Below are 11,909 nucleotides of genomic sequence, written 5' to 3'. Positions count from 1 at the left end.
CGCACCGTCGGCGGTTCTGTCGCGCTAGCCTGACCGCGTGGGAGCAGCAGCGTCGTCCGATCCGAAGCAGTACCCCGGATCCGCCGACGGCCTCGCAGGCCCCACGGTCCCGGCTCCTCCCGGTGGCGCCGCCGCAACCGTGACCGCGCCCGGCCCCGACGGCTCGATGAATCGCATCCTCGTGGGGCTGGCCGCCGCAGTCGTGACGCTGGTCGGTCTCCACCTCGGACGGGAGTTCCTCGGTCCGCTGCTGCTCGCGGCCGTGATCGTCGTGATCTGCCACCCCGCCCGCCACCCGTTCGACCGCGCGGGCTGGCCGCGGTGGGTGGGCACCACCGTCGTCGTCGTGATGGCCTACGTGATCCTGGCGGTGCTCGCGCTGCTGCTGACGTGGGCGGGGGTGGAGTTCGTCGACCTGGTTGCGGACTACAGCTCCGACCTGCAGGCGCTCGCCCAGGGGGTCATCGACTGGCTCGAGGGCGTCGGGCTCGGTACGCAGGTCGCCGACGCCGCGGCGAACGTGCTTGAGCCGACCTCGATCATGGGGTGGGCGACCTCGCTCGGCAGCGCCGTGCTCGGGACGCTGACCGGGTTCTTCCTCGTGCTGGCCTACGTGATCTTCATGGCCGCCGACGGCGGGCGCTACACCGGCGCCGAGCACAGCTACGGCCACGAGCGCCTCGCCACGGTGACCCGGATCCGCCGCTACAACTCCTCGGTGCGTCGCTACTTCACGGTCAACGCGAGCTTCGGCGCCGTCGTGGCCGCCATCGACGGGTTGGCGCTGTGGTGGCTCGGCGTGCCCGCACCCGCGGTGTGGGCCGTGCTGGCCTTCGTCACCAACTTCATCCCGAACATCGGCTTCGTGCTCGGGCTCGTGCCGCCGACGCTGCTCGCACTGATCGTGGGTGGTTGGCCGCTGATGCTGATCGTGATCGCGATCTACTCGGTGGTGAACGTCGTGCTGCAGGTGCTCGTGCAGCCGAAGTTCGTGAGCGACGCCGTGAGTCTCAGCCTCTCGCTCAGCTTCCTGTCGGTGCTGTTCTGGACGTTCGTGATCGGACCGCTCGGCGCGATCCTCGCCATCCCGCTCACGCTGCTCGTGCGCGCCGTCGTGCTCGAGGGCGATCCGCGCACGCGCTGGCTGCGGTGGCTGTCGGGCGACGTCGGGATCTCGCCCGTGGCGGAGGCCGCAGCCGCGGCGGCATCGGCCGGGACCTCCCCCGTGCAGGAGTCACCACCGCTCATGCTCGCCGCGCCCGCGGAGCCTGTGGCCTCGACGGGCAACGATGGGGGCGGTTCGAGCGAGCCCGTCCTCCAGGACCACGGCGCCGACGGGACGGTCTCCGAGCCCCGTGCGGCGGACGGACCCGGTCCGGGCGCGCACGGCTCCGGCGGTTCCTAGTCCCGTCCGCCCCCGGCCCCCGTCCGCCCCCGCTCCCGCTCCGCTCGACCTCGCTCCGACGGACCCGCACCCGCGAGGAAGAAGCAACGGTCGCGAGGAAGGACCTCCGAGGTCCTTCCTCGCGACCGTTGCTCCTTCCTCGGCGCAGGGGCGGGCGGGTCGGAGGCGCTCAGGCGGCGGCGCGCGCCTCGTGGTCCTGCAGCGCTCGCTTGATCTCCAGGCCGTAGTAGAAGCCGCCGAGACCGCCGTCGGTGCGCACGACGCGGTGGCACGGCACCACCAGCGCGACTCGGTTGCGGGCGCACGCGCTGGCCGCCGCGCGCACGGCGGCGGGGCGACCGGCCGCCGTCGCGAGCTCCGTGTACGTAACCGGGTGCCCGGGCCGGACCCGGCGCATCGCCGTCCACGCGGCCGTGAAGAACTCGCCCCCGGGCTGGTCGACGGCGATCGCGTCGATCGCGTCGAGGTCGCCCGCGGTGTAGCGCGCGACGGCGTCGCGCACCGACGCGGGGCCCTCGCCCTCCTCGATGCCGCGCGCCGCGAGCGCGGGTGCGAGCCGCGCGACGTTCGCCTCGGCGTCGAGCCATCCGAAGAGCCGGACGACGCCGTCCTCCGGCGTGATTGCGGCGTGGGCCTCGCCCGCCGGCGTGGGGTACGTGGCGAGCACGAGCGGAGACGTGCTGGTGGTGCTGGTCATGCGTAGACCTCCTCGGTCCAGAGGTGCTGGAGGGCGTAGGAGCGCCACGGGCGCCACGCCAGGGACAGGTTCTCGGCCACCGCGGGGGTGAGCCCCTTCAGCGCGGCGCCGGTGTGGCGGGCGAGCGCCTTGCGCAGCACGAGGTCGCCCGGCAGGAACGCGTCGGGGTCGCGCAGGGCCCGCAGGTTGACGTAGTCGGCGGTCCACGGGCCGATGCCGCGCAGCGCGAGCAGCCGCTCGCGCGTGGTGGCCGGGTCGACGCCGGGCTCGAGCGTCAGGCCGTCGGCGATCGCCGTCGCCAGGGTGTGGACGGTGCGGGCGCGCGCCTGGGTCAGGTTGGCGGCGTCGCGGATCGCCTCGGGCCCCGCCGCGGCGAGCACCTCGGGGCGCGGGAACGTCCGAAGTGCCGTCTCCACCCCGCCGTCACGGCCCGGTACGTGGACCGGGCCGTCGACGCCCGCGCCCCCGACTGTCGACCCGAAGACCGCGGCGATCCGGGTCTGGAACACGCGGGCGACGGCGACCGAGACCTGCTGCCCCAGCACCGCGCACACGGCGACCTCCGCGCCGTCGAGCGAACCCAGCACGCGCAGGCCGGGGCGGGCGGCCACGAGCGGACCCAGCACCGGGTCCGTGCCCAGGTGCTCGGCCACGAGCGCCGGGTCGGCGTCGAGGTCGAGCCAGCGGCGCACCCGCGTCATGACCGGCATCAGGTCGGTGAGCGCGGAGAGCCGGAACGTGGCGGCGAGCGGGGCGGTCACGACCTCGGCGCCGGGGTCGAGCTCGAGCCGCACCACCGCGGGGCCGGACGGCGCGTCGACCACCCGCAGGTGCCCGCCGTCGACCTCGATGCGCTCGACGCCGCCGATCGCGTGCGCGGCCAGCGTGGGGCGCAGCGGGGCGAGCGCGAGGGGGCCGCGGTAGGCGAGCCGCAGCGCGATGGAGGGCGCACCGGTGGCCACCTGACCGTCCTGCGCCGGCGTGCCGGCGCCGCGCCCGACCCGCTCGCGCGGCGGAACGTCCGCGGGCTGGCGCCGAACTCGGCCCGCATCACGTCGTTGAACTGGCGCAGCGAGCCGAAGCCCGCCGCGAAGGCCACGTCGGTCAGGGGCATCGCCGTCTGCTCGATGAGGGTGCGGGCGGCGTGCGCGCGGCGCGTGCGGCCGAGCTGCTGGGCCGAGGCGCCCACCTCCGCCAGGAGCGTGCGGTGCAGGTGCCGCTCGCTCACCGCGAGCCGCTGCGCCAGGCCCGCGACGCCGGCCTCGTCGAGAGCGCCGTCGGCGATGAGACGGACCGCGCGCGCCACGAGGTCGCCGCGCACGTCCCAGTGGCGCGTCCCGGGTAGTGCGTCCGGTCGGCAGCGGCGGCACGCGCGGAACCCGGCGGCGACGGCGGCGGCCGCCGTCGGGAAGTACTGGCAGTGCTGGGGCAGCGGGGTGCGGGCCGGGCACGAGGGGCGGCAGTAGATCCCCGTCGTGACGACGCCGAGGTAGAGCCGGCCGTCGAAGCGGGGTCGCGTCCCGTGACCGCCCGGTGGGCGGCCTCGGTGTCGACGGGGAGGTGCATGGCTCCAGTGTGGCCCCGCTCGATGGCGGGGACTAGCGGTGATCGGACGCGGCGGTCGGTCGTCGGCCGCCCACGATCCGGACGTGCTCCTCGGGGGCTGACTGGCGCGTCGCGGATCCCTAGAGTCGTGCTCACGCCCCACCGGTGCAGATCGTCGTGATCGGTCGATCCTGCTGGTCCCCATCCTCGACCGATCACGACCCGAGAGGCGTCCCACGTGACCCCACCGCACCCTCGCGCCACCCGCACCCCCGCCGTCCCGATCCGGCCGGCGTCCGCGCTCCTCACGCTCGCCGTCGCGACGGCGGGCCTCGTGCTCGCGTCGCCGTCGTCAGCCGAGCCCGGCGCACCTGGCGCCGGGGGCGCGTCCGTCCCGGCAGACGACAGCCCCGTTCTGCTCCGCCTGGCGCCGGGCAACCTCGACCGGTCGGAGCTGGCGGCGGCGCTCGCCGGCGTCGACGTCGTGACCTCGACGGCGAGCGAGGTCACCGTGCTCGGCGACCCGGGGACCCGGGCCGACCTCGAGGCGGCGGGGCTCGTCGTCCTCGAGCAGTCCACCTACGCGGAGACGCTCGACGGGGCGGTCCCACCGACGACGGGTGGCGGGACTGACGGGGCTGACGGGGGGTCGATGGCCCCCGAGGCGGACGGTGACGCCGCTGATGCGGCCGACGTTTCGTACCCGCTCGCCGCGCGGCTCGCCGACCGCACGTACGAGACCTTCTTCGGCGGCTACCGCACGGTCGACGCGCACGCCCAGTACCTCACGGACCTGGAGGACGCCTATCCCGAGCTGGTGGAGGTGGTCGACTACGGGGACTCCTGGCTCAAGGAGCAGGGTCGCGGTGGCAACGACCTGCTCGCCGTCCGACTCACCGCCGGCGCCGACACCGACGGCGACTGGGAGGACGCCGGCAGCGGCAAGCCGCGGTTCGTCCTCGGCGCCCAGACCCACGCGCGCGAGCTCATCACCTCCGAGATGGCGTGGCGCTTCGTGACGGATGTCGTGAACGGCTACGGCACCGATCCGGACCTGACCCGGCTGCTGGAGACGACCGAGCTCTGGGTCGTCCCCCAGACCAACCCCGACGGGATCGAGGTCGTCCAGGAGGCCTTCGCCGCCGGTGTGCCGACGAACGCCGCCGGTGACGCCGTGCCGCCGGCCTCGTCGCGGGCGTGGCACCGGAAGAACCTGAACGACACGGAGGGCGGCGGGGCGGACCCGAACCGCTACAACGTCGACCAGCCGGGCGTCGACCTGAATCGCAACTACCCGACCGGGTGGGGTCTGGGCGTGGCCTCCGCGATCCCGTCGGACCTCGTCTATCGCGGGTCCGCACCGTTCTCGGAGCCTGAGTCGGCCGAGCAGGCGGCGCTGCTGACCACGCTCCTCGGGTCCTACGAGGTCGGGCCGGACCGACCCGCGCCCGCTGACCGCACCGGGGTGGCGCTCACGCTCCACGCCTACTCCGACTACGTCATGTACCCCTACGGCTACGACGAGACGGCACCCGTGCCCAACCTCGAGGAGCTGCGCGCGCTGGGCTTCCGGCAGAGCTTCGGCAACGGGTTCGCGACGGGCAAGCCGGGCGAGATCCTGTACTCCAACGGTGGCAGCGACCTGGACTGGGCCTACGAGCAGCTGGGCGTGCCGGCGTACACGTGGGAGATCGGGAACGACAGCACGGGCGGCTTCTTCCCCGCCTACTCGCGGGCCGATGCGTTCTGGGAGGCGTCCGGAGCGGGCCTGCTGTACGCGGCGACGGCGGCGGGCGATCCGTACGTGTCGCCGCGGGGGCCGAGTGTCACCGGGGTCGAGGTGGAGTACGGGGCGGACGGTGCGCTGTCCGTGAGCGGGACGGCCAGCGACGACACCTACACCACCGAGCCGAGCTCGGCCGGTCGTCGTCCGGCGACGTCCCCGGTGACGGAGGTCGAGGTCCGGGTGCGGGCGGCCGACGGCGTGTCCGCGCCGGGCGTGGGCGCGAGGGTGTCGGTGGCGGTGGCCCCGGACGGCGTGACGGCGTCGTTCGCGGGGTCGGCCGCACCGGACTGGGACGTGCGTGCGCGTCAGTGGGTGGAGGTGCGGGCGCGCAACGAGGCGGGGTTCTGGGGTCCGTGGGAGGCGCGGTGGCTCGAGCCGGCGCCGGTGGTGCTCAGCGACGTCGCGGCGGGGCAGGACTTCGAGCGCGAGATCCGCTGGCTGGTGGACTCGGGCATCTCGACCGGGTGGGACAACGGGGACGGCACGGCCGCGTTCCGGCCCCTGGCTCCGGTCGCGCGCGACGCCGTCGCCGCCTTCCTGCACCGGCTGGCGGGTTCGCCCGCGGTTGCGCTCCCGGCGTCGTCGCCGTTCACCGACGTCGGCCCCGGGAATGAGTTCTACGCCGAGATCGTGTGGCTGTCGCAGCAGGGGATCGCGACGGGGTGGCCGACGGCGGACGGGCGGGCGGAGTTCCGCCCCCTGGACCCGATCGCGCGCGATGCCATCGCGGCGTTCCTGCACCGGGCCTCGGGTCGGCCCGAGGTGACGCTCCCGGCGTCCTCGCCGTTCGCGGACGTCGATCCTGCGAACCAGTTCTACGCCGAGATCGCGTGGCTGCAGCAGAGCGGTATCGCGACGGGCTGGCGCGGCAACGACGGGACGGCACTGTTCCAGCCGCTCGCCCCGGTCGCGCGCGACGCCTTCGCGGCGTTCCTGTACCGCTCCGACCTCGGACCGGTGCGGCCGGGCTGAGTCGGCGCCCTCATCCTGGGTGGTCGCTCCACCGAGGTGGTGGGGCGGCCACCCGCACCCGTCCTCAGGACGTGATGTCCGCCGTCGTGAAGCGCGCCCACGCGAGGCTGCCGAAGACCGCCACCCAGGCCGCCTGCAGCGCGAGGCCCTGGCCGAGCAGCGACCACGAGGGCTCGAACCGCAGGAACTCGGCGAAGTCGAACCAGTGGTGCGTCAGCAGGAACGGGTGGATCGCGGAGAGCTGCGGCAGCGAGTCGAGCACGGTGGAGACGATGGCGACGACGACGGTCGCCGCCATCACGCCGACCGGCACCTCCGCGAGGGTCGAGAAGAAGAGCCCGACGGCGACCAGGCCCGTCAGCGACATCGCGACGTAGGCCGCGACGCCGAGCATGCGCAGCACGCCGTCGGCCAGCGGGATGCTCTGGCCCGAGAGCAGGGTGAGGTCGCCGAACCCGAACAGCAGGCCGCCGGCGAGCAGGGCCGCCGCCGTCACGAGCGTCACCGCCACGAGCATGAACGTCATCGACGCCAGCGCCTTCGCCACGAGCAGCGTGCCGCGCCGCACGGGCACCGTCAGGAGGTAGCGCAGGGTGCCGCCGCCCGCCTCGCCGGCGATCGCGTCACCGGCGGCGATCGAGGTGACGAGCGGGAGCAGGAACGGGGTGCACAGGAACAGCGACGTCACGACGAGGAACAGCCCGTTCCCGCCGACCCGGTCGATGAAGCCCGGCCCCTGCCCGGCGTACGCGCTGTCGCTGACGATCGCGAGCACGATGCCGAGCAGGATCGGCACGGAGGTCAGGAGCGCGAGCAGCAGCTGGTTGCGGCGGCGGCCGAGCACGAGGCCGAGCTCGCTGCGCAGCAGGCGACCGAACGCGCCGCGACGGCGGGTGGGCGCGTCGGGCGAGTCGGGGGACTCGGCGACGGCGGGCTCTGTGGGCTCTGTCGGTTCGGGCGTGGTCTCAGCGGGCGACATCGAAACCCTCCCCGGTCAGCTCGACGAACACGTCCTCGAGGCTCGGTCGGTCGGTGCGCAGGCCGAGCACCGGGACTCCCGCCGCGACCAGCGCGGGCGCGACGTCGGTCAGCGCCGCCGCCCCGAGGGGTGAGGTGACGGTGACGACGTCGCCCTCACCCGTGCCGACCGTGACGAGGGGGTCCCCGCCGGCGTCGCCTGCGAGTCGCCCCAGCACCCGCGACGCCGCCTCGGTGTGCTCGCGCGTCGTCGTCACGACGGCGCGCTCCCGCGTCCGCCCGCCCGCGGTGACGACGTCGCGCTCGCCCTGGACCAGCAGACGGCCGCGGCTCATGACGCCGACGTGGGTGCAGACCTGGTCGATCTCCGAGAGGAGGTGGGAGGAGACGAGCACGCTCGCGCCGTCGTCGGCCAGCTCGCGGATCAGCTGGCGCACCTCGCGCGTGCCCTGCGGGTCCAGGCCGTTGGTCGGCTCGTCGAGGATCAGCAGGTCGCGGGGGCGCAGGAGCGCAGCGGCGAGGCCGAGCCGCTGCTTCATGCCGAGGGAGTACTGGCGGTAGGGCTTGGTGGCGGCGGCGGTGAGGCCGACGCGGTCCAGCGCCGCGGCGATGCGGGTCCGTTTGGTGCGCGGGTCGGTCGTGGCGTCGACGGCGTCGAGCCGCTCGAGGTTGCGGCGGCCGGTGAGGTAGGGCTGGAACGCGGGGCCCTCCACCAGCGCGCCGACGCGCGGCAGCACCCGGGCGCTGTCGCGCGGCATGGCCCCGCCGAGCACACGAGCCTCGCCCGCGCTCGGCTGCACGAGGCCGAGCAGCATGCGGATCGTGGTGGTCTTGCCGGACCCGTTGGGGCCGAGGAAACCGTAGACGGCGCCGCGCGGCACCCGCAGGTCGATGCCGTCGACGGCGACCTGGCCGCTGCGGAACCGCTTCGTCAGTCCGCGCGTGGCGACGACGGCGTCCCCACCACCCTCGGGGGCGGTGGGGACGTCGTCGGTCGCGTGCGCGGTGGCGGCTGTGCTCAAGACAGCCCGGCGGTGGCCAGGAGCGTGTCGGTCGGCACGGCACCCACGAGGACGCGTCCGTCGTCGGTGACCAGGGCGCTCAGCAGCGCGCTGCTGAAGACGCGGCCGCCGTCGACCGGCGCGGTGAGCTGCTCGTACAGGGCGCTCGCGTCGAGGCCGAACCCGCCGTCGGCACGGTCGGCGCCGAACTCGGCTGCGAGGTCCTCGGCCGGGCGGCCGGCGAACGGCGAGGCCGGGAGCTGGGCGGCGGCGTCGGCCGCGGCCTCGGGGTCACCGGCGAGCAGACCCGCGACGTCGACACCCTGCTGCTGCACGACCGTGCTCCAGCCGAAGCCGCTGATGCTGGTGCCCTCGGGAAGGAACCCGGCGCCCGGGGCGAGGGCGCTCGGGTCGAGGGCCTCGGGGTCGAGCGCGTCGGCGGCGGCCTCGTCCTGCGGCGCCGCGGCGGCGAGGTCCTCGCCGGTGATCACCTTCTCCTCGACGGTCGCACCCTCGGGGGTCGAGAACGCGAGGGCGGCATCGCTCGGGGTCTCCATGCTGACGTCGGTGAACGCGAGCTCGAGCGCCGGCGCCGAGGTGTCCTGCGTGCTCCAGGCCTGGACCGACAGCGGGGCGTACGTCTCGCCGTCGAACGCGACGACGACGCGGTCCACGAGGGAACCCTCGCCGCGCGGCGCGATCTCGAGCTGGTAGGCGTCGCGACCCGCGACGACCACGTCGTCCTCCAGGGTCACCTCGGAGGTGGTGCCGGCGAGTGCGAGGAACTGCTCGGCGAGCACCTCCGGCGTCGGGATCGAGGCGGGGTCGACGGCGTCGGCCCGCTCCTGCGCATCCGCCTTCGCGGCGTCGAGCTGGGACTGCGCCTCGGCGTCGAGGCTGACGTGCACGACCTCGTTCTTGCCGGAGGAGTAGGTCCACGCCTCCGCGCCGTCGACGACGGCGGAGTACTCCGAAGCGGTGCCCAGGAGCGAGACGCGCGAGCGCTCGGCGCCGTCGGTCCACACGCGGATCGTGGAGGAGCCGGACAGGAGGTTGAGCGGGTCGGCGCCGCCAGTCATCTCTGCGGGCAGCTCGGGCAGCCCGAGGCGCGCGGTGTAGACGGCGGTGCCGGACATCGCGGTCGGCTCGGCCTGGGCGACGGCGGCCAGCAGCTGCGCCGGTGTCGTCTCGGGCAGCTCGTCGGCCGAGGCGGTGGCCAGGGAGGGGATGGTGAAGGCGGCACCCACGGCCACGGCGGTGGCGGCGGGGACGGCCCAGCGCAGACGGTTGCTCTTCATGACGACCACTGTGCACGGTCGTTGCTGAGGTGAGGCTGAGAGAGGCGGCGGTGCGATGCTTGCGGGCATGCGCATCCTCGTGGTCGACGACGAGCGCACCCTCGCGCGATCGATCCAGCGCGGGCTCGTGGCCGAGGGTTTCGCGGTCGACGTCGCGCACGACGGCGAGCGCGGCCTCGAGCTCGCCCGCTTCGGCGACTACGACGCGATCGTGCTCGACGTGATGCTCCCGGGCCGCAGCGGCTACGACGTCGTGACCGCGCTGCGTGGCGAGGACGTGTGGACGCCGGTGCTGCTGCTGTCGGCGAAGGACGGCGACCACGACGTCGCGGACGGCCTCGACGTCGGCGCCGACGACTACCTGACGAAACCGTTCTCCTTCGTGGTGCTGGTGGCGCGCATCCGCGCGATGGTGCGCCGACCCGCGGCGCCGCGTCCGGCGGCGCTCGCCGTCGGGCGGCTCACGCTGGACCCGGGGACGCGGCAGGTGACCGCGGACGGGCGCGCCGTCGACCTCACCGTGCGCGAGCTGGCGCTGCTGGAGTACCTCATGCGCCACGGCGACCGCGTGGTCGGCAAGGTCGAGCTGCGCGACCACGTCTGGGACGGCGACGGCGAGGACCTCAACGTGGTCGAGCAGTACGTCGGGTACCTGCGCCGCAAGGTCGGGCGCGACGCGATCGTGACCGTGCGGGGCGCCGGGTACCGGGCGGTGGGGTGAGCGATGGCGGCGCGTGGTGCGAGCGGGGCGCGTGAGCGCGGCCGGCCGCGGACCCTGCGGCTGCGCCTCACCCTCCTGACCGCGGGTGCGCTCGCGCTGGCGCTCACGGCCGGCGCGGTCGCGCTCGTGCAGATCCTGGAGCGCGGCCGGGTCGAGGCGCTCGACGCCGCGGCGACCGCGCGCGTCGTGACCGTCGCGGACCTGGTGCGCACCGACCGCCTGCCCGACGCGCTCGGCGTGGCGCAGCCCGGCGAGGTGGTGCAGCTGCTCGCCGTCGACGGCGGGGTGGTGGCGACGTCGTCGAACGCCTCGCTGACGCTGCCGGTGGTGTCGGCCGACGTGCGCGCCGAGCTGGTGGCGCGGGCGGGGGAGGACGCGGCCGGTGGGCCGGTCGTGGTGACGGCGACGAGCTCCTACGCCGGGCAGGCGCGGGTGGCAGGTGTGCTCGCCGCCCTGCCCGCGAGTGCCGGTGCGGGGGAGGGCGACGGGCCGGACGGTGCGGACACCCCGCCGCAGGTGCTCGTCGTCGCCGCGGTGCCGCTCGGTGACGTGACGGCCACGGTGCGCGCCCTCGCGCTGTCGCTCGCCGGCGTCGTGCCGGTGCTGGCGCTGGGGCTCGGCGCGGTGGTGTGGCTCGTGCTCGGGCGAGCGCTGCGGCCGGTGGAGGAGCTGCGGGTGGCGGCGGACGCCGTCGTCGCCGCGGGCGGGCCCGGGTCGCTGCCCGTGCCGACCTCGGGCGAGCTGGCGGCGCTCGCGACGACCCTGAACGCGATGCTCGACCGGCTCGACGTCGCGGTGGTGCAGGCGCGCGCGGCGGCGGAGCGGCAGCGGTCCTTCGTGGCGGACGCGGCGCACGAGCTCCGCTCGCCGCTCGCCTCGCTCGGGACGGCGCTCGAGGTCGCGCAGACCCACCCCGACTCCTACCCGCGCGAGGAGCTCGTGGCGGACCTGCGCACCGACGTCGGGCGCGTGCAGGTGCTCGTGGAGGACCTGCTGCTGCTGGCGCGGCTGGGGTCGCGGCCGCTGGCGGCGGCGGAGCTCGTCCTCGGTGACGTGGTCGCGGCGGCTGTTGCCGAGGTCGGGGGCGAGGTCGAGGTGGTGGGCGAGGGCGGTGCGGTGGGCGACGCCGTCGCGACCACGCGCGTGCTGCGCAACCTGCTGGCGAACGCGGTGCGTCACGCGCACTCGCGGGTGGTGGTCACGGTGGCGGACGGTGAGGTGACGGTCGACGACGACGGCGCGGGCGTGCCGCAGGACGAGCGGGAGCGGGTCTTCGAGCGGTTCGTGCGTCTGGATGAGGCGCGCGAGCGCGACGGCGGCGGCTCCGGTCTGGGGCTCGCGATCGCGCGCGAGCTGGCGAGGGAGCAGGACGGCGACGTGGTGCTGGCGATGGCGCCGGCCCCGCTCGGGGGACTGCGTGCCCGCCTCACGCTCCCCGTGCCGTAGGTCCGCGAGGTACTTGTGGGGACTCGCGAGGGGTTTGTGGGGACCCGCGAGGTACTCGTG

Annotated in this window: 10 protein-coding genes and 2 pseudogenes; 5 read left to right on the top strand and 7 right to left on the bottom strand. The window is 75.0% G+C overall.

Annotated elements, in window-relative coordinates:
* Nucleotides 1–37: 37 nt before the first annotated feature.
* Entirely contained in the window at nt 38–1,405 is a 1,368-nt protein-coding gene (locus QQK22_RS13010) for an AI-2E family transporter (RefSeq protein WP_284251356.1), read from the top strand.
* Between the two features lie 169 nt (nt 1,406–1,574).
* Here QQK22_RS13010 and QQK22_RS13005 read toward each other — a convergent pair whose 3' ends face one another.
* The 3 genes and pseudogenes from QQK22_RS13005 to QQK22_RS19365 all read right to left on the bottom strand — a co-directional run.
* Nucleotides 1,575–2,102 carry a methylated-DNA--[protein]-cysteine S-methyltransferase gene (locus tag QQK22_RS13005; RefSeq protein WP_284251355.1) on the bottom strand — a complete coding sequence of 176 codons (528 nt, stop codon included), beginning with the start codon at nt 2,100–2,102 and terminating at the stop codon, nt 1,575–1,577.
* Nucleotides 2,099–3,064, bottom strand: a complete 966-nt coding sequence (locus QQK22_RS13000) for a DNA-3-methyladenine glycosylase family protein (RefSeq protein WP_284251354.1) — start codon at nt 3,062–3,064, stop codon at nt 2,099–2,101. The genes QQK22_RS13005 and QQK22_RS13000 overlap by 4 nt, the downstream gene beginning before the upstream one ends.
* Before the next feature lie 59 nt (nt 3,065–3,123).
* A pseudogene (locus tag QQK22_RS19365) lies at nt 3,124–3,291 on the bottom strand (helix-turn-helix domain-containing protein); the annotation flags it as partial.
* On the opposite strand from QQK22_RS19365, the gene QQK22_RS12995 reads away from it, so the two are divergent.
* On the top strand, nt 3,247–3,447 hold the full coding sequence (locus QQK22_RS12995; RefSeq protein ID WP_284251353.1) for a hypothetical protein: 201 nt from the start codon (nt 3,247–3,249) through the stop codon (nt 3,445–3,447). The pseudogene QQK22_RS19365 and the gene QQK22_RS12995 sit on opposite strands and share 45 nt — an antisense overlap.
* 15 nt (nt 3,448–3,462) lie before the next feature.
* On the opposite strand, the pseudogene QQK22_RS19360 reads toward QQK22_RS12995, so the two are convergent.
* Nucleotides 3,463–3,852, bottom strand: a pseudogene (locus tag QQK22_RS19360) (Ada metal-binding domain-containing protein); the annotation flags it as partial.
* 33 nt (nt 3,853–3,885) lie between these two features.
* Here QQK22_RS19360 and QQK22_RS12990 point away from each other — a divergent pair.
* Nucleotides 3,886–6,405, top strand: coding sequence for a M14 family zinc carboxypeptidase (locus QQK22_RS12990; RefSeq protein ID WP_284251352.1), 2,520 nt, complete (start codon nt 3,886–3,888; stop codon nt 6,403–6,405).
* A 64-nt stretch (nt 6,406–6,469) separates the two neighbouring features.
* Here the strand turns inward: QQK22_RS12990 and QQK22_RS12985 are convergent, their stop codons facing one another.
* The 3 genes from QQK22_RS12985 to QQK22_RS12975 are packed head-to-tail and all read right to left on the bottom strand — an operon-like array spanning nt 6,470 to nt 9,682.
* Nucleotides 6,470–7,384 carry an ABC transporter permease gene (locus QQK22_RS12985; protein WP_284251351.1) on the bottom strand — a complete coding sequence of 305 codons (915 nt, stop codon included), beginning with the start codon at nt 7,382–7,384 and terminating at the stop codon, nt 6,470–6,472.
* Nucleotides 7,371–8,405, bottom strand: coding sequence for an ABC transporter ATP-binding protein (locus tag QQK22_RS12980; protein WP_431310158.1), 1,035 nt, complete (start codon nt 8,403–8,405; stop codon nt 7,371–7,373). The genes QQK22_RS12985 and QQK22_RS12980 overlap by 14 nt, the downstream gene beginning before the upstream one ends.
* Nucleotides 8,402–9,682, bottom strand: a complete 1,281-nt coding sequence (locus QQK22_RS12975) for a LolA family protein (RefSeq protein ID WP_284251350.1) — start codon at nt 9,680–9,682, stop codon at nt 8,402–8,404. Before QQK22_RS12975 ends, QQK22_RS12980 begins: the two co-directional genes overlap by 4 nt.
* A 67-nt stretch (nt 9,683–9,749) precedes the next feature.
* Here QQK22_RS12975 and QQK22_RS12970 point away from each other — a divergent pair, with 67 nt between their 5' ends.
* Together QQK22_RS12970 and QQK22_RS12965 are read left to right on the top strand one after the other, a co-directional pair.
* A complete protein-coding gene (locus tag QQK22_RS12970; RefSeq protein ID WP_284251349.1) occupies nt 9,750–10,403 on the top strand; it encodes a response regulator transcription factor in 654 nt (217 codons plus the stop codon).
* Between the two features lie 3 nt (nt 10,404–10,406).
* On the top strand, nt 10,407–11,849 hold the full coding sequence (locus QQK22_RS12965; protein WP_284251348.1) for a sensor histidine kinase: 1,443 nt from the start codon (nt 10,407–10,409) through the stop codon (nt 11,847–11,849).
* The last annotated feature ends 60 nt before the right edge of the window (nt 11,850–11,909 follow it).

The organism is Litorihabitans aurantiacus, from assembly GCF_030161595.1.
In the GTDB taxonomy this organism is placed as follows: domain Bacteria; phylum Actinomycetota; class Actinomycetes; order Actinomycetales; family Beutenbergiaceae; genus Litorihabitans; species Litorihabitans aurantiacus.
Note: the sequence above shows the minus strand (reverse complement) of the source record. Positions and strands in the feature narration are given on the sequence as shown.

Excerpts from the sequence above, each read along its gene's own strand:
- QQK22_RS13005 (WP_284251355.1), bottom strand. The coding sequence starts at position 2,102 with ATGACCAGCACCACCAGCACGTCTCCGCTCGTGCTCGCCACGTACCCC.
- QQK22_RS12965 (WP_284251348.1), top strand. The coding sequence starts at position 10,407 with ATGGCGGCGCGTGGTGCGAGCGGGGCGCGTGAGCGCGGCCGGCCGCGG.
- QQK22_RS12975 (WP_284251350.1), bottom strand. The coding sequence starts at position 9,682 with ATGAAGAGCAACCGTCTGCGCTGGGCCGTCCCCGCCGCCACCGCCGTG.
- QQK22_RS12970 (WP_284251349.1), top strand. The coding sequence starts at position 9,750 with ATGCGCATCCTCGTGGTCGACGACGAGCGCACCCTCGCGCGATCGATC.
- QQK22_RS12985 (WP_284251351.1), bottom strand. The coding sequence starts at position 7,384 with ATGTCGCCCGCTGAGACCACGCCCGAACCGACAGAGCCCACAGAGCCC.